18 protein-coding genes are annotated in these 21,530 nt (G+C 45.7%); 8 read left to right on the forward strand and 10 right to left on the reverse strand.

Annotated features, from left to right (window positions below; translation table 11 throughout):
• Positions 1–24: 24 nt before the first annotated feature.
• From MKY28_RS25015 to MKY28_RS25035, 5 genes are all read right to left on the reverse strand, one after another.
• Complete coding sequence (locus MKY28_RS25015) at positions 25–1,068, reverse strand: SPFH domain-containing protein (protein WP_036616306.1); 1,044 nt, start codon at positions 1,066–1,068, stop codon at positions 25–27.
• A 46-nt stretch (positions 1,069–1,114) separates the two neighbouring features.
• The gene (locus tag MKY28_RS25020; protein ID WP_340937330.1) at positions 1,115–1,915 is read right to left on the reverse strand and encodes a TPM domain-containing protein; all 801 of its coding nucleotides are present in this window, start codon (positions 1,913–1,915) and stop codon (positions 1,115–1,117) included.
• Positions 1,912–2,943, reverse strand: a complete 1,032-nt coding sequence (locus tag MKY28_RS25025) for a hypothetical protein (protein ID WP_036616300.1) — start codon at positions 2,941–2,943, stop codon at positions 1,912–1,914. Before MKY28_RS25025 ends, MKY28_RS25020 begins: the two co-directional genes overlap by 4 nt.
• 36 nt (positions 2,944–2,979) lie before the next feature.
• Complete coding sequence (locus MKY28_RS25030; protein ID WP_036616298.1) at positions 2,980–3,684, reverse strand: PspA/IM30 family protein; 705 nt, start codon at positions 3,682–3,684, stop codon at positions 2,980–2,982.
• Between the two features lie 229 nt (positions 3,685–3,913).
• A complete protein-coding gene (locus tag MKY28_RS25035) occupies positions 3,914–4,132 on the reverse strand; it encodes a hypothetical protein (RefSeq protein WP_036616296.1) in 219 nt (72 codons plus the stop codon).
• A 227-nt stretch (positions 4,133–4,359) separates the two neighbouring features.
• Between MKY28_RS25035 and MKY28_RS25040 the strand changes: the two genes are divergently transcribed.
• The 7 genes from MKY28_RS25040 to MKY28_RS25070 all read left to right on the forward strand — a co-directional run bounded on the left by MKY28_RS25040 (position 4,360) and on the right by MKY28_RS25070 (position 12,385).
• A complete protein-coding gene (locus MKY28_RS25040) occupies positions 4,360–6,042 on the forward strand; it encodes a sigma-54-dependent transcriptional regulator (protein WP_036616294.1) in 1,683 nt (560 codons plus the stop codon).
• A gap of 166 nt (positions 6,043–6,208) precedes the next feature.
• Positions 6,209–7,195 (forward strand): 2-keto-3-deoxygluconate permease, encoded by a 987-nt coding sequence (locus tag MKY28_RS25045; protein WP_036616292.1) that lies wholly within the window; start codon positions 6,209–6,211, stop codon positions 7,193–7,195.
• 95 nt (positions 7,196–7,290) lie between these two features.
• Positions 7,291–8,586, forward strand: coding sequence for a four-carbon acid sugar kinase family protein (locus MKY28_RS25050; RefSeq protein ID WP_036616289.1), 1,296 nt, complete (start codon positions 7,291–7,293; stop codon positions 8,584–8,586).
• Positions 8,583–9,584 carry a 4-hydroxythreonine-4-phosphate dehydrogenase PdxA gene (pdxA, locus tag MKY28_RS25055; protein ID WP_036616286.1) on the forward strand — a complete coding sequence of 334 codons (1,002 nt, stop codon included), beginning with the start codon at positions 8,583–8,585 and terminating at the stop codon, positions 9,582–9,584. The genes MKY28_RS25050 and pdxA overlap by 4 nt, the downstream gene beginning before the upstream one ends.
• A 305-nt stretch (positions 9,585–9,889) precedes the next feature.
• Positions 9,890–10,456 (forward strand): TetR/AcrR family transcriptional regulator, encoded by a 567-nt coding sequence (locus MKY28_RS25060; protein ID WP_076320064.1) that lies wholly within the window; start codon positions 9,890–9,892, stop codon positions 10,454–10,456.
• Positions 10,457–10,580: 124 nt separating this feature from the next.
• The gene (locus MKY28_RS25065) at positions 10,581–11,702 is read left to right on the forward strand and encodes an ABC transporter permease (RefSeq protein ID WP_076320063.1); all 1,122 of its coding nucleotides are present in this window, start codon (positions 10,581–10,583) and stop codon (positions 11,700–11,702) included.
• Positions 11,702–12,385 (forward strand): ABC transporter ATP-binding protein, encoded by a 684-nt coding sequence (locus tag MKY28_RS25070; RefSeq protein ID WP_076320062.1) that lies wholly within the window; start codon positions 11,702–11,704, stop codon positions 12,383–12,385. Before MKY28_RS25065 ends, MKY28_RS25070 begins: the two co-directional genes overlap by 1 nt.
• Positions 12,386–12,508: 123 nt before the next feature.
• Here MKY28_RS25070 and MKY28_RS25075 read toward each other — a convergent pair whose 3' ends face one another.
• The gene (locus tag MKY28_RS25075; RefSeq protein WP_076320061.1) at positions 12,509–13,450 is read right to left on the reverse strand and encodes an AraC family transcriptional regulator; all 942 of its coding nucleotides are present in this window, start codon (positions 13,448–13,450) and stop codon (positions 12,509–12,511) included.
• Between the two features lie 199 nt (positions 13,451–13,649).
• Between MKY28_RS25075 and MKY28_RS25080 the strand changes: the two genes are divergently transcribed.
• Complete coding sequence (locus tag MKY28_RS25080; RefSeq protein WP_051447420.1) at positions 13,650–16,823, forward strand: alpha-mannosidase; 3,174 nt, start codon at positions 13,650–13,652, stop codon at positions 16,821–16,823.
• Positions 16,824–16,940: 117 nt separating this feature from the next.
• Here MKY28_RS25080 and MKY28_RS25085 read toward each other — a convergent pair whose 3' ends face one another.
• The 4 genes from MKY28_RS25085 to MKY28_RS25100 form a co-directional block, all read right to left on the reverse strand.
• Complete coding sequence (locus MKY28_RS25085) at positions 16,941–17,795, reverse strand: aldo/keto reductase (protein ID WP_036616272.1); 855 nt, start codon at positions 17,793–17,795, stop codon at positions 16,941–16,943.
• A 165-nt stretch (positions 17,796–17,960) separates the two neighbouring features.
• The gene (locus MKY28_RS25090) at positions 17,961–19,205 is read right to left on the reverse strand and encodes a macrolide family glycosyltransferase (RefSeq protein ID WP_340938041.1); all 1,245 of its coding nucleotides are present in this window, start codon (positions 19,203–19,205) and stop codon (positions 17,961–17,963) included.
• A gap of 181 nt (positions 19,206–19,386) precedes the next feature.
• Positions 19,387–19,836, reverse strand: a complete 450-nt coding sequence (locus MKY28_RS25095) for a hypothetical protein (RefSeq protein WP_036616266.1) — start codon at positions 19,834–19,836, stop codon at positions 19,387–19,389.
• Between the two features lie 382 nt (positions 19,837–20,218).
• Complete coding sequence (locus tag MKY28_RS25100; protein WP_076254274.1) at positions 20,219–21,472, reverse strand: mechanosensitive ion channel family protein; 1,254 nt, start codon at positions 21,470–21,472, stop codon at positions 20,219–20,221.
• Between the last annotated feature and the right edge of the window lie 58 nt (positions 21,473–21,530).

Consider the following 21,530-nt stretch of genomic DNA (forward strand, 5'->3'; position numbering starts at 1 on the left):
CTAGCCCTACATGTATTTATTTAATTAGCTCAGCTTTTGCCCACAATTCGGACAGAAGTTGGCTCCTTCATTTTTGGCTCCACAGTTCGGGCAGAAGTTTGGCTTCTTGTTGCCTTCTGTAGATGAAGATGTATTTGAATCACCGTTGCTATTTCCCGCTGGTTTCTGATCGTTATTCTGATTCTGAGACGAATTGGAATTATTGTTCTGGTTTTGGCCTTGGTTCTGGTTCATGTTTTTCATCATTTCATTGGCCATGTTCATACCCATCATCATGCCCGCCATATCCGAAGCCGCGCCGCCGCCCTGTACTTTACCGGATGAGATGCCGTCTGTCATACTCACCTGCTGATACTTTTGCAGATTACCAATCATCTCATGCGAAGCGGTCTTTGTAATCATATCCTGAATCTCTTTTGGATAGTTGAAGCTCATCACTTGGAAACCGGTAATCCCAATGCCGATATCCATCATTTGCATATCCAGATCTTCCTGAATACCTTTGGCAATATCCGAGGCGTTCGCCTGCAGGTTAAACATATCCTTCCCTTCACGGCTAATCCACTTCATTAGAAGCTGATCCAGCACGGAAGTGATTCGGATTTTGACATCCTCCACCAGATAACTTTGTTTGATCCCTGCAATCTTATCAATCAGGGTGACATAGTCACTTACTTTAAAATTAAATGTACCGTTGGCCCGAATCGGCATCCCGCCCGGCAGTTGTGGTGTTGGAATCAACACCGGACTTTGTGTGCCCCACCGCACGGTGAACTCTTTTGTATTTACAAACAAGACTTCGACCCGCATGCCGCTGTTGAATCCAAATTTGAATCCTTTTAAGGTAGAAAGAAACGGAATGATCTCGGAATCGATATTAAATGATCCTTCGTCCTCGAAAATGCCTTCCACCTTACCGTTATTCAGGAAAATGGCGTCCTGACCGGAACGGATGATCAGTTTACTCCCCTTCTTAATCTCCCGGTTGCTCCACTTCCAAAATATCATGTCATCTCTGAACTCTTCCCATTCCACCACATTCGAAAATTGATTTCTGAAAAATCCCATACTAATTCCCATCCCTTCTATTTAACGTAATCCGATTACTCAGTTACTAAAACGAACCTCTACTTCCACTGTGTGAATGACCGCCTCGGGAGGTACCCCCGCCTCCTCCTCCGCCACCGTTGTTGTTGTTCTTCTCGATTTTGCGCTTGGTTACGGTTGTACGGATATAACGATCCTGACGATCAATTACACTAGAATTGCTTGAATCCTCATAAGTCGCACGATTGACCGTGACACGTCCCCCGGAACGATAGGTCATAATACCAACAACAATACCGCCAAGAACTACAGATACTCCCAACTGAAACCAACCGTTGAACAAAATATTGTTTGGATTCACACCAGGTTCATACCCCATATATTTGTAAGAGAGCTCAATATATTTCTCAAATGCGAGTTTATAATCCCCACTGGACAATTCAGAGGTAACTCGGGTACGAATAGCATCAAGCCGCTGATCGCTCAGATATTCTTTTGCCTTATAAAACCCAGCCAAATATACTTCACGATTATTCATGTCCATCGTCAATATGACAGCATTACCATGTTCTTTATCGTATCCTAGCCTCTGCTCATCATAAAAATCTTCAGTTAAGAGTATAACATCCTGATTCTCAACATTATTTGTTGTCAAAATAACAAAGTCCGTCTGCCGTTCCGCGCCATACTGATTCGCAAGTGCATTCAATTCACTTTTCTCCTGCTCACTCAGCAGGTTGGCCTCATCGTAGATGAGATTTTTGCCCTCCGCTGCGGATGTCGATGACATGGGAATCAACGGAGCGACAAGGGTGATCATAAGTAAAATGAGCGTAGCCATCACGGCCAGAGGGATTCTTTTTCTCATAAGAATCCACCTCCCATCATCCAGGAAACCAGCTTCAGTGACAACAACGAGACCGCAGAGACTCCTGCGAACCATCCTGCCACTTTGGCTTTGCTGATCGGTGGTTTGCCGACCACTTTACCTGTCTGACCATTCATGGCAAAGGTATACTGTGCCCGATTGTAGTCATAGTTGACCATCCACACTGGGAGCAGCACATAGTCCGCATTTTTGAGCGTAGTATCAATCTGTTTGTCCGTGTAGCTCACGCTGGTATATCCGGATACAGTTGAGGCAATATAAGAATCAATGTACGATCTCGTTTTATCCTTGGCCCGTGGGAAAAGTTCCTCGTCCGTATAACTGTATTTTTCCGCAATGTACCCCGCCAGATACGGGGTCTTGAACAATTTCAGCTGATTATATGGAAAAGGCTCAAGCTTATCCATCAGTTCATCTTTCATTTTCTCCGATGCATCGATGGGCAGGTTCACGTAATTCAGCCGAATCCGGCGGTATATATCGAAATGCTGTGTTTCCGTGTAATGGTAGTCGCCCTGGGTGTAGGATCTGACCTTGGTGCCACGACCATGCACTTCGATTTTGTTATGTAACTCGTACAACCAGAACGGAACGTACATGCCGGTAATGCTCTGAATCCGATCGGCGGACATGAAGCCACTTGGCGTTAAAAGGCCGTTTTTGCACCACTTTTTGAAAGCCTGCTTGGCTTGATCCTTGTTGATCGAAAAGGGAATCACCATCGCAGGGGCCAGATTGCCCGTCAGCCGATCACTGAGTACAACCGCTGCACCGCAGAAACTGCAGGTCGTCGCACTGGTCTCCGGTTCTGTCACAATGTCAGCTCCGCAGCTGTTACAGTGGTATTCCTTGACCTCATTTTCGGTGAATACTTGTCTCTTCAAGGGATCGGGGATCTGCTCTATGTTGTCCTGGCGGCCGCAGCTGGGACAGGATAATGCACCTGACACACTGTCAAAGATCATACCACTGCCGCAGTTTGGACATTTATATTCAATAACCGGCATCTGCTCACCTCAATGTTAACGAAATGGTGTAACGTATTACTTATTCTTCAGCTTTTCCTGAATCGCTGCGAGTTCTTCCTCTGCACTTGGCGACGCACTCTCATTATTACCCGCATCTGCGTTCATGTCCCTCTCCAACTGGGCAATTAATTCGTCCAAATCATCTTCCTGTGCCCCAGCACGAAGTTCTGCCAAAGCCTCTGCTTCGTTCAGCGCCTGGTTCGCCTTGTCTTCCATGGCCTTCAATGTAGCATCAGCTCTGCCCGCAGATGCATTCCGTTCGTTGACCTGTTGCTGCCCCTTTGCATCTGCCATGCGACCTTTCAGTTCTGCATGCCGCGCCTCCAATTTCCCCAGATCTGCAACGAGTTTATCATTCATATGTTTCATCATCTTGGCTTTGGCTGAAGCACGTTCATAGGCAGCCTGTAATTCGTTCAATTTGTCAGCCAACTTCACTTTCTTCTCCAGAAAACCACGTGCCTTGTCTTCGTCTCCCGACTCCGCCGATTTTTCCGCATACCGCTGTAACTTGTTGACCTCGGCGCTGCACTCATCCAATGCTCGCTTCGCCCGGCTCTCATCCGACAGCACCGCTGCCGTTTCAGCCTTCACCTGACCCAGATCACTGCTCAGGCTGCGCATATATTCATTCACACTTTTCTCCGGGTCTTCCGCCCGAGACAACATGTGGTTCACATTGGCCTTCATCACGTCTCTAAACCTCGATAAGATTCCCATTACTTGTTCCTCCTCCGAAAAGTTCATATGTATACTATAATACATGAATACGCCCACATACGTTTCACATTTCACGATGGCAAGTGGAGTTACTACGATCCAAACTCGGGTAATGATGGAGTAATAAAAGAAAAGACGAACACCTATAGTGTCGCCTTATGACCTTGTATAAACACACAAAAACGTAAGTATTAAACCCTTTGCCCGCAATCCACAATTCCCTGCTAATCTATGGCTCAACTGGAAGGCTCTCCACCGCTGTGAAAAACACATCCAACAGCTCAACGTTATACGTTTTATGGACGTATTTTGTGATTAACGCCACATTCTCTTCCCTTTGATACTCCAGACATGGGCGGCCTTCACTCCACAGCACCCTGCACGGGAACTTTCCGACAACATCCTTAATGATGTGATCCGGCTCAGCAACTTTATGAATCTCTCCCATTTAGAATCTCCTCATTTCTCTATACTTAGCGTGTGCAATTATGCATTAATTTTGAAATACATAACGATTCGATTCAGTGCATTTCATCACATTCCACTCGGAGAGTTATGAAGGCATAAACACAGGTATTTTGCAGACACAACAGGGCTGGTTCCCCCATAGGTGCCATTCCTTCGCAAGTTGGCTATAATAAGGGGATCAAAGTTTTCTATAAAGGCAGGAAAATTATGCGTACACGAGTTCACTTTATTGCTCCCTACGAATCGATGATTCCTATTATACAAGAGTGCATTCCTCGCTTTCCCCAGTTAACCATTCAGACGGACGTGGGCGACTTGGCAAACGGTGTGGAATTAGCAACTCAAGCTGAGAAAAACGGTGCAGAGATTATCATCAGCCGCGGCGGAACCGCCCAACTCATTAAAAAAGCAGTGACCATTCCCGTCATTGATGTGCAGTTATCGGGCTATGATATGATTCGTTCACTTACACTAGCAAGCCAGTTTAACGGCCAAACAGCTATTGTTGGCTTCTCCAACATCACCTCTGGTGCACAATCGATTATTGATCTGATGGATCTGCCCCTCAAGGTCTATACCATACATAGCTCGGAAGATGTGGCACGATTACTCTTGGAGTTGAAAGCTTCCGGGTACCGACAGATTGTCGGAGATGTGATCACCGTCAACACCGCGAAGACTTATGGTCTGGAGGGATTGTTGATCCAATCCGGCCAGGAATCCATCCTTAGAGCGATGGAGGATGCGCAGTTGGTCTATCGTTATTTGAGCAAAAATCATGCGATATCGATCATCCTGAATGACCTGGTTACACGGGAACATCCCAATTTAGTTATTTTAAATGAACGGAATGAGGTTGTATTTGAGAACCTGACCGATTTTGAGCAAAATCCGCTGACCGATAATCACATATATCTGACCAATACCAGTCTGGAATTCCATCAATCCCAGATCCAAAATGTGTTTATGGTGGACGATTATCAACTTACGGTTAACGCCTATGAAACGACCTTGGACAACAAGAACTACAAGGTATATATGCTGGAAAAAGGACAACCCTATGCCTTTGCACAATTCGGCATCACAACGTTTACGGACGCATCGATGGAGCCTATCGTTGCCGAATCCCCTGCCATGCAGGCGGTATTACAGAACATTCGGGCACTCTACGAGAATCATGAACCGATCTATCTGCGGGGTGAAGCGGATTCCGGTAAATCTTTTCTGGTCAAACATATTCATCAGATGTACTCCGGTGGCGGACTCTTATTACAGATGGATCTCTCACAAGTTCCGCCCGGTCATTTGCACAAGATACCACTCGCCAAGGTTAGAAATGTAGAGATTAACCACATGGAAACACGTATGGAAGATCCGGAGTTGCTCGCCTTTATCCAGAGTTGCCTTCAAAACCAAATAGGTGTGTTTATACTCGGGGAACAGATATTGAACCCGCAGTGGTCACTTGATCTGGAGCTTAATACAATCATGATGCCAAATCTTGCGGATAGACCGGAGGATCTGGCTCCACTGATGCAGCATTTCCTGACGGATTACTACCACAAATACGGAACTACTGCGGTGAGAATCAAAGAAGATGCTCTACAGCTGATCCAAGATCAGATCACACATATGAATGTCAACCAGCTGAAACATCTGATCAAGCAGGCTGCACTCAACGAACAAGATTATGTAATCACCACGGCTACCTTGTCCCGCTTGCTGGATCAGCAACCTTCTTCAAGCCCAATGAAGTTGAACGGTACGCTGAAGGAGATTGAGAAAGAAGTTATTCAGTTCGTGCTTCAGGAGGAAAATAACAATCAATCAAAGGCCGCAGAGCGTCTGGGGATTAACCGGGCCACATTATGGCGTAAACTTAAAGATTAACTTTAAGTTTGCGTCTTTTTTATCGCTTTTATGTGTTGCATTTTTAAACAGTTAACAGCGTATTTAAAATTTACAATAATTTATTGTTGCTATATTAAACGATATGGGATAATATAATCCCTGCAAGCGCTTCATAAAAACGATTACTTCATAAGGAGCTACTACTATGAACATTAAAGCAACTTTAGATCGCATCCCTGGCGGTATGATGGTCGTTCCCCTGTTACTTGGTGCAACCATTAATACATTCTTCCCGAATGCCCTGCGCATTGGCGGATTCACGGAAGCACTTTTTGTTAACAGTGCCAGTACGTTGATTGCCCTATTCCTGTTCATTGCGGGTACACAGATTACGTTTAAAACAGCAGGTTCCTCTGTCGGCAAAGGTTTGACCTTGCTTACGTTCAAATGGGTGATTGGTGCAGCCCTTGGTTTTATCGCTATTTTGTTCGCGGATTCAAACGGGTTATTTCTCGGTCTGGCCCCGCTTGCCATTATTGCTGCGATGACTAACTCTAATGGCGGTTTGTACATTGCTCTCGCCGGCCAATACGGGAAAGAAGATGACAAAGCAGCCTACCCTTTCCTCGCTCTCAGTGATGGTCCTTTCCTGACCATGGTAGCGCTCTCCATCTTTGGTGCGATGGGTTTTGCAAACGGTATGTTTTCCCCTATGGCCTTTGTTGCGGTATTGCTTCCACTCATCGTTGGTGTCATTATTGGTAATCTGGACCGCAATCTGGCGGAATGGCTGCATAAAGGCAGTGACAAACTTGTTCCGTTCTTTGCATTTGCTCTGGGTATGAACATTAGCTTCTCCTCCATCATTCAAGGTGGTCTTAGCGGAATTTTACTGGGTGTGTTAACCGTGTTATTAACGGGGGGAATCGGTTTCCTGCTCTTTAAAGCCATCGGCTGGAACCCTATCGTTGGTGCTTCCGAAGGTTCAACTGCCGGGAATGCCGTAGGTACACCTGCTGCCATCGTGGCTGCTAATGCTTCATTTGGCCCAATTGCCGAGATTGCTACGGTGCAAATTGCAGCGAGCGTTGTAACAACAGCCATCCTGTTGCCGATCTTCATCGGGTTCCTCTCCAAACGATTAGAGAAATCAGGTGGAGTCGAGAAATACAATCAACGACCAACCACATAAATGGGTATCACCTGATTTAATTTGCTTAATCTGTGCTTAATGGATGATCTGAACGGACTTTTTATTAAATTGTGCTTACAAGGAGGGATGACTGCATGAAATTAGCCATTATTGCAGATGATTTGACCGGTGCCAATGACAGCGGGGTGCAGCTTGCCCGTCACGGCTTGAAGACCAGTGTTCTTTTTAATATGGATGAAGGCCCTCTTACACGTTACGATGCCGTCGTCTTTGATACAGATAGTCGTTCCATATCCTCGCAGGAAGCGTATGACCGTGTATATCGGGCTGCTGAATTGCTGAAGAACAACGGATTTGAGACGATTTTCAAAAAAATGGACTCCACCATGCGCGGTAATATCGGTATCGAGATTGATGCTGTATATGATGTCGTAAAGCCGGACTTTATGATGATTGCCCCAGGTTATCCAAAAAATAACCGGACGATATTGGAAGGAATTCATTACCTGAACGGCGTTCCGCTGGCAGATACTGAAATTGCCCATGATCCGAAGACACCTGTAACGATTTCCTACCTTCCGGACTTGTTGAAACAACAGACCAAGTACGAAGTTGGCGAGATCACCGTCGCCGATCTGGAAGCCGGGCAGAATCATATTCGCACCAAGCTAGAGCAGTTGAAAACAAAGAATATCCCGTATGTAATGGTGGACTCCACCGAAGAAAGACATCTGGAACTGATTCTGCAGATGACTCGCGAGTTGGAGTATACCTTTACTTGGGCAGGTTCGGCGGGCATTGCCAATTACCTCCCCGCACATTACGAGTTGGAATCCAGGGCTTCGTCACTTGATATCCCGGAGAATCCCGGTCCAATCCTAACGGTGGTTGGCAGCGTGAACAAAAACTCCCGAGAGCAGCTGCATCGCTTGATGCGCAAGTCCCGCGTAGCTTCAGTCTCCTTCCATTCTTTCAAAGCGGTATCCGCAACCGCAGACCGCGCGGAAGAGATGGAACGTGTATATAACGAGGTTCGAGACAAAGCGCTGGAAGGACAAGATGTTGTCCTCTACTCCACCGCTGAACAGGTGGATATCGAACTGGCACGAGCAACGGGCGAAATTCGTGGTCTCAATCACACGGAAGTCAGCAACGAGATTGTACTTGCGATGGGTGAGATCTGTGCCAAACTGCTGGAAGAGGGATTGTTCAAAGGGGTATCCATGACCGGTGGCGATACAGCAAAACAAATCTGTCTGAAATGGAATATTAGCGGCTTCGAGTTGCTGGATGAGCTTGAAATCGGCGTGCCGATCTCCAAGTTTATAGGGATTGATGATCTGCATGTGATTACCAAAGCAGGCGGATTCGGTAAACCGGATGTCTTTATCCATGCGATTCAAAAATTAAAAGGGGGTATTCTCGTATGAAACCTACAATTGGAATTACGATGGGCGACGCAGCAGGTATTGGACCGGAGATTATTATGAAAGCACTGGGTCATCAAGAAATGTACGATCAGTGCAATCCACTCGTTATCGGTGATGCAAAGATTCTGGAGCGTGTGTTGCCAGTCATCGGTTCAAGTCTGAACGTTAATGCGATTCAAGAGCCTTCTGAAGCCAAGTATGAATTCGGTACTGTGGATGTGATTGATCTGAACCTCGTTCCTGCGGATCTGGAATACGGTAAAGTATCTGCCGTGGCTGGAGATGCAGCATTCCAGTTTCTCGCCAAAGCCATTGATCTTGCCAAAAAACAGCAGATTCACTCCATCTGCACCGCACCTTTGAATAAAGAAGCTCTCCATCAAGGGGGGCACCTGTATCCGGGGCACACCGAGATTCTGGCTGACCTGACCGATACACAGGACTTCTCGATGATGCTGACCACGCCTAATCTGCGCGTTATTCACCTGACAACACACATGGGTCTGATCGATGCCATTGCAAGTATTAACCCGGAAAGAACCTACACCGTCGTGAAGCTTGCTCATGATACGTTGAAAAAAGCAGGCTTTGAGAATCCGCGCGTTGCCGTATGCGGAATCAATCCTCATGCTGGAGAGAACGGCTTGTTCGGTAATGGAGAAGAAGAAGAGAAGCTTCAGCCCGGTATCGAACGTGCACAGAAGGAAGGCATTAACGTCGTTGGTCCACTCCCGGCGGACACACTCTTCTTCCGCGCTGGTCGCGGTGACTTCGATATCGTCGTAGCCTGCTATCACGACCAAGGCCATGCACCGATCAAGGTAATGGGCATTGAAGAAGGCGTGAACATCACCGTTGGTCTGAAAGGCGGTATCATCCGTACGTCTGTTGACCACGGTACAGCCTTCGATATCGCCGGTAAAAATATCGCCGATGATAAAAGCATGCTGGCTGCCATTCGCTCTGCTATCGAGCTGGCGCCGAAGGATCGAGGATAACATCAAGATTCATTCGGTACATGCGTGAGTCTGATCGTAAGATCAATTGTATTCGTATCGGTATATATTCGTTATTCGATAAATAGAAAGAAAAAGGCAAACCCTCTGTAAGTTCAAGGGTTTGCCTTTTGTATATCGTCCGCCCATTTATCCAGAACAATAGTCTTGGTTGGTATTATGGCCATCAAACATATGCTAAACTGATCATAATAAGCAAGTAAAGTGAAGAACTTCTACAGACCTGCAGTACACATCGATTACGTGAAGTTCACACCGATTTTAAATGATAAAAAGGAAGAGATTTAATGGGACGAAAACAATCTTTTACTGAAACAGAGCTACTGGACACAACTAAAAAATTAGTACTTGAGCATGGCTATGACGGTTTTCATCTCAAGCTGCTCTCACAGCATCTGTCCGGAGCCCGGAGCACGATATATCAATATTACGCGAATAAAGAAGAGATCGTCGCTGCTTGTATGAAGCGATCAATTGCAACCGTATTAGAGAATTCATTAGCCATTGATGAGACTGATCCAATGGATGCTCTTGAGCAACTGCTTCTGATCTACGCAGAAGAATCTACGCTCCATCAACTTCTGGGAGATGCCAGTAAAATTAATACAACTAATTCTGCTGCGGCAGCGAGAGATCTTGAATTTATTGAGGAAGCACATAGGACCCTAAAAATTCAATTATCACGCTTGTTTGAACGCGCTCAGCAGAATCAAGCCCTGCGACAAGATATTCCTCTACCTGTACTTATTGGTGTTTTTTTTAACTTAATTAATACGCCTAATATGCTAAATATCCCTACGCCTGATTGGGGAAAGCTGCTGTTCCAAATGTGGATCGGAGGAGCCAAGAGCTAACTTTATTCTTGGCTTTAATTTGACACAAGTGTCATTTATATCGTTTAATAATGAAGACCGCGTGGCCGCGCATCTAAATTGACACTTGTGTCAAAAAAAAGATAGAGAAGGAGTTGAACAGATCATGTTTTTAGCGATGAAGGAGTTAATGCATAGTAAAATGAAGTTTTTGATGATTATCATTATCTTCGTACTAATGGCTTGGTTGGTATTTATTTTATCCGGTCTGGGAAATGGATTGTCTACGCTAGCTGCATCAACATTCAAGACCATGAAGGCTGATTATGTCATCTTTGAAGAAGGAGCTCAGTCTTCCATGAGCAAGTCACTGCTGTCAGATCAACTGGTGGCGAAGGCGGAACAACTTCCTAATGTGGATGCTGCTGCACCCATGGGAAGTACGATGGCAACGGCACTGAAAGAGAATAGCACCAAGAATGAAGATAAGGTGGATATAGCGATTATAGGAATTGACCCAGGAAGCTTTTTGGAACCAGCTATTGTAGAAGGTGAAAGCCTGTCTTCCGAGAACCCTACGGGTGTCGTGGTGAATTCAACCATGAAAGATGAGGGCTATCAACTTGGGGACACGTTTCAACTGGATGGAACGACGGAATCATTGACTATTATCGGATTTGTGGAGAATCAGACGTATAACCACGTTGCATCCGTATTTACCCCAATGGCTGAATGGCGGAAGATTGCCTTCGCGGCTCCAGGTTCAGATAAAGGAATTGCCGGACCGGTTAATGCGATCATGTTACAAGGCGAGAATATTGATCCAGAAGCTATAAATAAAGAGTTATCCAGCACGGATACAGTTACCCGGTCGGAAGCTGTGCAAGGCATGCCAGGGTACAAAGAGGAGAACGGAACTATTCTGATGATGCTTGCATTTCTACTAGCGATCTCTGCATTTGTACTCGGGGTATTCTTCTATGTCATTACGATGCAAAAAACCAACCAGTTTGGCATTATGAAAGCGATAGGCGCTAGTAACCGTTTCTTGGGAAAAGCCATTATCTCGCAAGTGTTTGTACTTTCGCTGACTAGTATTGTTGTTGGAATCTTGCTGACTTATGGGACAGCAGCAATTATGCCAAAAGGAATGCCATTTAAGCTGGAAACCAGTCTTGTCTTCAATTATTCTGTTATCTTGCTGGTTATTGCTATGTTAAGTTCGCTGGTATCTGTTCGCAAAATTACTAAGATTGATCCGCTTAAGGCGCTCGGGAGGGTTGAATAATGAGTAAGGGACTGCACATGCGGGAAGTGACTATGTATTATGCCGAAGGAAACAATCGGATCACCGCGCTTGATCATGTATCCATATCCGTGGAACCGGGGGAGTTTGTTGCTGTAGTTGGACCTTCTGGTTCTGGTAAAAGTACATTCTTATCTATTGCTGGGGCCATGCTGAAAGCCTCCGAAGGAGATATTCAACTAAACGGAAATCATATTTCGAAGCTTACGGAGAAAGAGTTATCTAATATAAGGCTGCAAGAAGTTGGATTTATTATGCAATCTTCAAATCTAGTTCCCTATCTAAATGTTCTGGATCAACTGCTAGTTGTAAAAAGGATGGCGGGGACGATTAAAAAAGAGGATAAGGCATTTGCCACCAAGCTGCTGGAAGAACTGGGGCTGGGTTTGAAGTTAAAAAGTTTTCCCGAAGAGTTATCCGGTGGTGAGAAACAACGGACAGCCATTGCTCGTTCTTTAATGAATAATCCCAACATCATCTTAGCCGATGAACCAACCGCCAGTTTGGATACCAAACGAGCCCATGAAGTGGTTAGTCTAATCGCGCAAGAAGTGAAATCACGCCAAAAGGCGGCCATTATGGTTACCCATGATGAGCGTATGCTTGAATATTGTGACAAAGTATATCGGATGTATGATGGCGGTTTGTCCCTAGCTGAATCGTAAATATATGGACCAAACAATATACCATTTCTCTTCTCTATTCCTTCTTTTATAAAAAGCTTCTATTCAGAAAAGAGTAACATGTTAAGTAGATTATAGGTCTGTCCATCACTCTCCTCGTCCCTCTCACTCTAGGCTCCCAAGTGGTTCGGGTCTCTCACCCACAAGCATAACTTCACGCTCGCTCTGCGAATGTCTGCTTCGGCGATATGCACTTGGTGACATTCCGTTCTGTTTGTTGAAGATGCGATTGAACTGGGAAAAGCTTGTGAACCCACACTGTGCAGCAATATCTGTGATTTTCTCACTCGAATTCAGCAGCATTTGCTGGGCATTCCGAATACGGGTCATCTGCACATACTCCGTGAAGGTGAAGCCGGTAACCTTATTGAATTGGCGAGACAAGTGATGGGCACTTACATAAAAACGCTTGGATACCTCGTCCAAAGATAAATCCTGCTGATAATGGCTGTGAATATAAGAGGCAATGGCATACATGCGCCTGGACATCGTTGATCCAGTCTCTTCACGCACATACCCGTTCTCTGGTGAGTAACGATGAAGAGCACAGAGAAACTCCACGAACTTGCTATGAATCATAACCGATTGAAGGACAGAAGACTGCTGCGATATAGCAAAAATATCATTGATCGGCGCGAGGACTTCCTTGCGTCTTTCTTCTGTAAATCGGAATATCGGGACCGGTTTATTAAAAATCGAAAACAGCTCTGTGTAACCGCTCTCAAGACCAGGTGTATTACGTGGCATGGCAAAGGTGATCATCAATCGTTTCGGCGGGGCACCCTTCGGATATTGCGTTTTATGCAGCAATGAAGGCCGCAGCAGAACGATATCCAGAGGCTGGATCTCATATAAACTGCCTTCAATGATGTGCGCAGCTGTTCGATCCAGAAGAATACAGATTTCATAGAAATCATGGAAATGCTGAAATTCCATATTCAGTTCATGGGAGCGCTCGTCATAATCCAGATGATAAAAAAGTGAATCTCCAGGCTGGTTCACATGGATCGCATATCCTTGCTCGTATGCCAAAACCGATGGTGTCATGGACATGCCCCCTATCCTGATTCTAATGATTTTATTTTAGCATGAAATGCAATAAAAAGACGTTATTTTCAGCATACAATACGTAGTTTCGCCCATTTCTCTTTTGTTATGATAGAGTTGATATGTTAGCGCTTGCAGTATTTTCGCCCCAACAACGACTACAGCCTGTACTTACTACAAACCAAGGTGGGAAACCAACATGAAAATGAATTCCTTATATACTCGAATCCATACCATTGTGAAACACTTGGAACGTGCACGACTAACCTCAAAGACATATATCCCTGAGCTTTATCATAAAGAAAGTGGATACCACTCCTGGGAACTGGTGCATGAGGACCCTTCCTCCTGGAACGTATTCCGTAAGGGTGATGGCTGGGGTGGCAAAGATGTACACAGTTGCTTCAAAACCCGCATTCGAATCCCGGACCATCTGGAAGGAAAAAAGGTCGTATGTACCATCGTTACTGGTGCTGATGACATCTGGAATTACGATAATCCGCAATTCTTAGCATTCCTCAATGGGGAACTGATCTGCGGTCTAGACGTGAACCATACGGAAATTGACCTGACACCCGCTGCGGCAAAAGGTGATGAATTCGAACTGGCATTATATGCGTATTGCAGTACGTCTGCTGCGGATGTTTTTCTAAATGTATATATCGCCGAGCATCATCAGCAAGTCTCCGATTTGTATTACGATCTCAAGGCTGCGCTGGATGCTGCGGATCTGTTGCGTGAGGATGATCTGGAGCGCCTGAAGTTGGTCGAACATCTGAATAAAGCCGTGAATTTGCTGGATTTGCGTCAGGAAAACAGTGCAGAATTCCATGCGTCGGTACTGGAAGCGCGCCGATATCTGCAAGATCATGTCTATGGTGATATCCGCCCTGCCGGTGATCACATCCCTACCGTGCACTGTATCGGACACACGCATATCGATGTGGCATGGCTGTGGACGCTGGATCAGACTCGGGAGAAGGTCATTCGTAGCTTCGCGAGTGTATTGTATCTGATGGACAAGTTCCCGGAGTATACCTTTATGTCCTCTCAGCCCCAGCTGTATGCATACCTGAAAGCAGACTACCCGTCCCTATATGAAAAAATCAAAGAAAAGGTGGCCGAAGGCCGCTGGGAAGCGGAAGGTTCAATGTGGCTGGAAGCCGATTGTAACCTGATCTCGGGTGAATCCATGATTCGTCAGATTATATACGGGAAACGTTTCTTCAAGGAAGAATTCGGTGTGGAGAACCGTGTGCTCTGGTTGCCGGATGTATTTGGTTATAGTGCAGCGATGCCGCAGATTATGCGCAAGAGCGGCATTGATTATTTTATGACAACCAAAATTGCCTGGAATGATACAAACCAAATTCCAAACGATACGATGTACTGGAAAGGAATCGACGGATCAGAGGTCCTGACCCACTTTATCACAGCAACAGACTATGACAAACACCCTGATTTCAGGCAGCGTCGCTTCGAAACGACCTATAATGGACGATTTAATGCTTCGCAAGTGAAAGGTACATGGCAGCGATACCAGAACAAAAACATCAATGCAGATGTGCTTCAATGTTTCGGATTTGGAGATGGCGGCGGCGGACCAACCGAAGAGATGCTGGAGCATGGCAGACGACTCGATGTCGGATTGCCGGGTGTACCCGCGGTGAAACGCACCTTTGTACGCGAGTTTTTCGAGAAGCTGGAGCAAAATCTGGCTGATGTTCCTTCCGTTCCTCGCTGGTCGGGTGAGCTGTATCTGGAGTATCACCGGGGTACCTACACTTCCATGGCGCGCAACAAACGGTATAACCGTCATAGCGAATTTGCGCTGGCCGATGCCGAACTATATGCCATGATTCATCGTCAGGCGAATGCACATGCGGCCTATCCAACCGATGCACTGGAGCATGCGTGGAAGCTCACGATGCTGAACCAGTTCCATGATATTCTCCCGGGCAGCTCCATTGAGCAGGTATATGTGGATTCCAAGGAGCAGTATGAAGAAGTTCTGCGTGTCACGGATGAGCTGAAAGACAGTGCGCTGAACGGCATTGCAAGCCAAATTACATCTGATGGCGAAGCCATTGTAGTATTCAACACGACCGGATTTGTACGGACGGATGTGGTTGAACTGCCTGCTTTTGCGAGAAAAGTAACCGTCTATGATGGAGATCGCCCTGTACCAAGCCAGCGGACTCCCGAAGGCGGACTTGTGTTCCTTGCAGAGAACGTGCCTGCATCCGGGTATAAATCCTTCCGAATCACACCAGATCTGACAGACGAGCTTGTTGCGGGCGTATCGGTTGCACAGTGGGAAGCAGATCGGCGCCACATCCATACACCTTGGTACAATATTCACCTGAATGAAAGTGCCGAGTTCACATCCGTATGGGACAAGCTGGAGGGCCGTGAGCTGCTTCAGTCTGGCAAGCGTGGTAACGTGCTGCAAGTGTTCGAGGATCGACCTGCGGAATACGAGGCATGGAACATTGACGATTATTATGAACAGCATATGTGGGAGATTAATGACCTGCAGTCGCTGGAGTGGGTTGAAAGTGGGCCGGTACGTTCCGTGCTTCAAGTGAAGCGACAGTTCCTGGACTCGGTCATTGAGCAGACAATCATCTTCTACGCGCATACGCGCCGGATTGATTTCCGTACGTTTGTGGACTGGAAGCAGGAGCATTTGCTGCTGAAAGCCGCTTTCCCGCTGGATATCTGGAGTGAAAAGGCCGTCTACGAAATCCAGTATGGCAACGTTGAGCGTGCTACCCACCGTAATACGAGCTGGGATCAAGCCCGGTTTGAAGTATGCGGGCAGAAGTGGGCCGATCTGGCGGAGAACGGGTACGGTGCTGCTCTGCTGAACGACTGCAAATACGGATATGATATTCATAACTCGGTGATGCGACTGTCGCTGATCAAGAGCGCAACGTACCCGAATGAAAATGCCGACAAAGAGCAGCACGTATTCACCTACGCGCTCTATCCGCATCAGGGCGACTTCCGTGAAGGACGTGTCATCCAAGCTGCTTATGATCTCAACCGTCCGCTGGTTGCCCGTGAAGTAAGTCCGCAAACCGGTACGTTGCCGGGAACATGGTCAATTGCATCGGTCGATCAGGATAATGTCGTGCTGGAGGTTATCAAAAAAGCCGAGAACAACGATGATATGATCATCCGAGTCTACGAAGCACATGGCCGCCGCAGCCGTGCTTCCCTGCAATTGCCTGAGGGAGCAGGTGCTACGGCGTACGCGTGTGATTTGCTCGAGAATAACGAAGCGGAATGCGCCGTGGAAAATGGTCGAATTTCTTTTGATATCAAACCGTATGAGATTCTGACCTTCCGTATCCCTGCTGAACAGTAAACAGAAATTACGCAACATGAAAAACTGCAACATTGCTTAATATGCTTCAACAATAAAGCAATAAAGGGCTGCCTCCTGTCATATCTGACATGAGAGCAGCCCTTCATTTGTCGTTCTTTAAAATTCTTCGTACTCGCTTGGGTCCTGATCCCACAAACGTCCATCCGGACGATTAAATGCAGAGATGACCTGCATCTCTTCTGTGCTCAACTCAAAATCGAATATATCGATATTTTCCTGTTGATGCTGCAAGGAGCCGGCTTTCGGAATGGGAATGGAACCCAGTTGAACATGCCAGCGCAGAATGATCTGGGTTGGCGTTTTGCCATGCGTTTCCGCAATCCGAAGAATGTTCTCATCCTTCAGAATATCCTGTACGGCATCATTGCCACGTCCAATCGGACTCCAGGATTCGTTCACGATGCCATGCTTTTTATCCTGTTCCCGCTGATCGGCTTGGTCAAAGAACGGATGCAGCTCAATCTGATTCAGACTCGGCGCTATCCCCGTTTCCTTAATCAGCCGATCATTGTGCTCAGGCAGGAAGTTGCTGACTCCAATGGATCGTATATATCCACGTTTTTTGGCTTCGATCAGTGCTTGCCATGCCTCGACATACATGTCCTTTTTCGGATTGGGCCAGTGAATCAGATACAGGTCGTAATAATCCAGATCCGCTCTGTACAGGGATTCCTGGATCGCCACAAGTGCTTTATCATGAGCGTGATAACGCCCCGGCAGCTTCGAGGAAATGAGCAGTTCTTCTCTGGCGATGGAGCTTTGTTTGATTGCTCTGCCCACCGTTGCCTCATTCTCATAGTTATACGCCGTATCAATTAATCGATAACCCGTATCCATTGCGGACGCGATCGATTCAACGCCTTCTTCACCTTTTAAACTATAGGTACCAAATCCAATTGCAGGCACTTTCAAGCCATCGTTCAATGTATATTCCGGAATTTGATGATTCATCTGAAGACTCTCCTTTGCAAAAGGTATACGAACAATATGGTAAAAATAATGCCCCTCTCCGTTTATCTACCCCTCCATACGCGCTTGAATCAATTGGAAGTCACCACTCCGTTTTAGTCGGGTGACGGCTTCCTCTTCTAGCTCTCATGAAGAACGCTCTCCTTTTCATTCAAACGAAGAGATGGGCGTCGCCGATAACGGCTGATTGCCTATAAAGTTCTTAATAGCCATAGCAGCCTGCTTATACCCGCCAGCATCGCGTAACGTTTTCCCAATAACCTCAGCATGCTCCTTGTAGGAGGCATTACCGAGCACTTCTAATACTGCGTTTCTAAGCACATCGGGTGTAAGGTTATTTTTGTCCACGATGACCCCTGCTCCCAACTCCTGTACCCGGCCTGCTACACGCGGCTGATCCGATGTTAACGGAAGCATGATTAATGGTACATTGTAATACAAAGCTTCGCTGGTACTGTTCATGCCTGCATGGGTCAGAAAAGCATCTACACACTGCAACACTTCCAGTTGAGGGACATAGGGTCTTATGATGAAATTGTCAGGAATGAGATCAGCAATGGGCTCTATATCGGTATCCTTCCCAGAAGATAATATAAACTGCACAGGCAAATTACGAAAGGCCGTAAAGCAAAGCTTATAAAAATCAAGATCTTTATTTAAAATGGTTCCCATCGAAATATAAACGACCTGCTTATAAAGAGCATGCAGAGATTCACTTGCAAAAGCTGGCGCATCCTTGCGTGGGATAATGGATGGGCCGGTGAACACAAAGCTGTCGTCCAGCTTGTCCCCCATGGGTTGAAAATAACGACTTGTATAGATAATCTTCAGTTGTCCTGAATGCCCTGAAAGTTCCGCCAGGGAAGGTACAGCCACATCGAACTGGGAAGCTATTTGCTGGGACATTTCCACGATGCTATTATATAGCTCCTTGACCTCCTCCGTATCATCATTCAGTTGATTGTCTGATCCAAGAGGCTCCACAAAAACAAAGGTGCTGGTTGAGCATACCGTTGGTATACCTAACTTCTCACCTAGAATTTGTCCTCCCCAGCCTATTATGGAGTCAAAAATGATATAATCGTAGGTTTCATGTTCGATCAGATTCAGAACATCTGGTATAAAGCGTTGAATCACTTTATTCAATATCATATATAAAAATTGGTAAGGATGCTTGAGTTCGAATGGCTTCATTCCAGGGTTATTGAGCAGAGTTGCCTCGTTGAAAGAGTATGCTTTAAATTGTGCGCCTATCGCTTCAATCTTCGTCCGGTATTTTTCGGTACAACAGTAGACCACTTCATCACCGTTCTCAACCAGTTCCTTGATTAATCCAAGCGACGGATTGATATGGCCTTCTGCAGGAATCATCACAACTAATGCACGTGCCACGACACTCACCTCCATTAAATTTTCCAATGAACTCAAGTGGGGAAATGATAACCCATTCTTCCAGACCATTGGCTTGAATAAATAAAACTCTACTACCTCATTGAGGCGGTAGAGTTCCTATTCATGAGACGGAAGCATTAAAGTCTACGATACCTAACGTTATTTTACTCTCACGAGCTGGTCACGGCACCCAGACATCCCTTTTATAAAAGGTTACGCTGTAAGCATCGGTATCGCTGTATCTTCCATCTTTGCTTACCACTTTAAAATATACATTATTGTAGTCGACAAGAACCGTATCCGCTCCTGACGTATTCGTAGAAGAAGCAACCAAATTTCCAGCGCTGTCATAGGCGTACAAATCGTAATCATAACCGGAAGGAGAACCCAGCACGACAGATTTGCCATGCCCTCTGAATGTAAAGTAGTCTACATCTGTCGGGGAAGATAGATAAGACCAAGCACTTCCACCCCAGTAAGCCGGACCGTAGGGAGTGGCCACCGTTTGCGTTGGGATTTTATACGCGCTGCTCAAAGTGTCATTCGACTCGTAATTATCCGCCAAGGCCGTACCCACAATCGATCCTGATAAAAGCGTCATCATAATAGCAGAATACAATGTTTTCTTCATTTCATTCTCCCTCCATTTCTTTTGAAAAGTTAGCACGCCAAAGAGACTCCATGCTTTTCCCTCGTTCATAGACACGCCTGATCAGAAAAAGCTCCAAATCACCCCTTTCAAAATATGGAATTAATTAGATTATAATGTAAAGAAATACATATTGTCTACTTGTTTTTACAGTAATTCTGTTTTGCTAACTGTATTTGATCCCGATTCCAGAACTGTGCCGTCAGTCTCATAAATAAAGCACTTGGATCTGTTCCTGTAATTTTAAAATTAGCCAACTTACCAACACTCGACGTGTTCTCACCCATGGCCAATTTGGAGGGGCATCCAAACGTAAAAACGACCACCAATATGGTGGCCGTCACATCTATTTTGATAAATCTTCTTAATACTCTCGTGCATATTGCTTATCCTCTTTCAGTTGCACAATGTCATGTCCGGTTGGATTCTGGAAGGCCCGTAGTCCAAATGTTGACGCCACCGCGAAGATATGGTCAAAGATATCCGCCTGAACGTTCTCATATACACCCCAGTTGATATCATTGCTGAATGCATAGATTTCCAGAGGCAGCCCGCGATCTTCCGGTGCTAATTGTCGCACAATCATCGTCATATCTTTATTGATTTTTGGATGATTCCTCAAATATTGATGGATATATTCCCGGAATACACCGACGTTTGTCAGTTGTCTGCCGTTCACGTTGCTTTCGGTATTCACCTCGTGCTCCATGTTGTATGCTTGAATTTCCTTCAATTTTGCCGTGACATAATCAGTCAGGTAGTGGATTTTCTCAAATTCAGCTACCATCTCTTCCGTACAAAAACGGATACTGCTGATATCAATATAGATACTCCGCTTAATCCTTCTGCCGCCGGACACCTGCATGCCTCTCCAGTTACGGAACGAATCCGAAATGAGGGCGTAGCTTGGAATCATCGTAATCGTTTTATCAAAATTCATAACCTTTACCGTGTTCAATGTAATGTCGATGACGTCACCGTCCGCATTATACTTTGGCATCTCGATCCAATCACCAACGCGCACCATATCGTTTGACGATAGCTGTACACCGGCCACGAGGCCCAGGATTGAGTCTTTGAATACGAGCATTAATACCGCCGATAACGCCCCAAGTCCACTAAGGATAATGAGTGGGTTCTGTCCGATCAGGCTGGAAATAACGATAATGCCCCCGATAATGAACAGGACAATCTTGGCTACCTGAATGTAACTCTTGATTGGGCGTATCTTCGACACCTCATAGGTACGATAGATATCATCGAAGACATTCAGCAGAGCATTCAGAACCGTAATCATAATAACAATCATATAGGTCATTGCTGATTTTTCAATTATGGCCTGATAGGGCGAGAAAATATAAGCAGAATAATAGATTATAATGGCTGGCACAAGATGCGACAGCTTCTGAAATAAATTTTTCTGAACCACAATATGGCCCCACTTGAAACGGTTGTTACTTACGATACGATGAACCGTCTTCAGTACCACTCGCTTGGCAATCACATTCGCCAATATCGAGATCACTGCTATAAAAATAATCATAATGATGTTTGAAAGATAACCAATGGAGGGTCCACTCATGCCGAGTTCTTCTAGTTGATTTCTGATAAAGTCCATTGTTTCCTCCTGACATAATCTAGTTTAGCCTATTATTATAAAGTAGTTTGAGAGGGCA

Origin of the sequence: Paenibacillus sp. FSL R5-0473 (assembly GCF_038004565.1) — a bacterium.
In the GTDB taxonomy this organism is placed as follows: Bacteria; Bacillota; Bacilli; order Paenibacillales; family Paenibacillaceae; genus Paenibacillus; species Paenibacillus amylolyticus.

What these genes read in the sequence shown, in the direction of transcription:
- MKY28_RS25050 (WP_036616289.1), top strand. Translation starts at nt 7,291, where the DNA reads ATGAAATTAGCCATTATTGCAGATGATTTGACCGGTGCCAATGACAGC.
- MKY28_RS25025 (WP_036616300.1), bottom strand. Translation starts at nt 2,943, where the DNA reads ATGCCGGTTATTGAATATAAATGTCCAAACTGCGGCAGTGGTATGATC.
- MKY28_RS25060 (WP_076320064.1), top strand. Translation starts at nt 9,890, where the DNA reads ATGGGACGAAAACAATCTTTTACTGAAACAGAGCTACTGGACACAACT.
- MKY28_RS25040 (WP_036616294.1), top strand. Translation starts at nt 4,360, where the DNA reads ATGCGTACACGAGTTCACTTTATTGCTCCCTACGAATCGATGATTCCT.
- MKY28_RS25100 (WP_076254274.1), bottom strand. Translation starts at nt 21,472, where the DNA reads ATGGACTTTATCAGAAATCAACTAGAAGAACTCGGCATGAGTGGACCC.
- MKY28_RS25020 (WP_340937330.1), bottom strand. Translation starts at nt 1,915, where the DNA reads ATGAGAAAAAGAATCCCTCTGGCCGTGATGGCTACGCTCATTTTACTT.
- MKY28_RS25080 (WP_051447420.1), top strand. Translation starts at nt 13,650, where the DNA reads ATGAAAATGAATTCCTTATATACTCGAATCCATACCATTGTGAAACAC.
- MKY28_RS25095 (WP_036616266.1), bottom strand. Translation starts at nt 19,836, where the DNA reads ATGAAGAAAACATTGTATTCTGCTATTATGATGACGCTTTTATCAGGA.
- MKY28_RS25015 (WP_036616306.1), bottom strand. Translation starts at nt 1,068, where the DNA reads ATGGGATTTTTCAGAAATCAATTTTCGAATGTGGTGGAATGGGAAGAG.
- MKY28_RS25035 (WP_036616296.1), bottom strand. Translation starts at nt 4,132, where the DNA reads ATGGGAGAGATTCATAAAGTTGCTGAGCCGGATCACATCATTAAGGAT.
- MKY28_RS25070 (WP_076320062.1), top strand. Translation starts at nt 11,702, where the DNA reads ATGAGTAAGGGACTGCACATGCGGGAAGTGACTATGTATTATGCCGAA.
- MKY28_RS25085 (WP_036616272.1), bottom strand. Translation starts at nt 17,795, where the DNA reads ATGAATCATCAAATTCCGGAATATACATTGAACGATGGCTTGAAAGTG.
- MKY28_RS25030 (WP_036616298.1), bottom strand. Translation starts at nt 3,684, where the DNA reads ATGGGAATCTTATCGAGGTTTAGAGACGTGATGAAGGCCAATGTGAAC.
- MKY28_RS25045 (WP_036616292.1), top strand. Translation starts at nt 6,209, where the DNA reads ATGAACATTAAAGCAACTTTAGATCGCATCCCTGGCGGTATGATGGTC.
- MKY28_RS25075 (WP_076320061.1), bottom strand. Translation starts at nt 13,450, where the DNA reads ATGACACCATCGGTTTTGGCATACGAGCAAGGATATGCGATCCATGTG.
- pdxA (WP_036616286.1), top strand. Translation starts at nt 8,583, where the DNA reads ATGAAACCTACAATTGGAATTACGATGGGCGACGCAGCAGGTATTGGA.
- MKY28_RS25065 (WP_076320063.1), top strand. Translation starts at nt 10,581, where the DNA reads ATGTTTTTAGCGATGAAGGAGTTAATGCATAGTAAAATGAAGTTTTTG.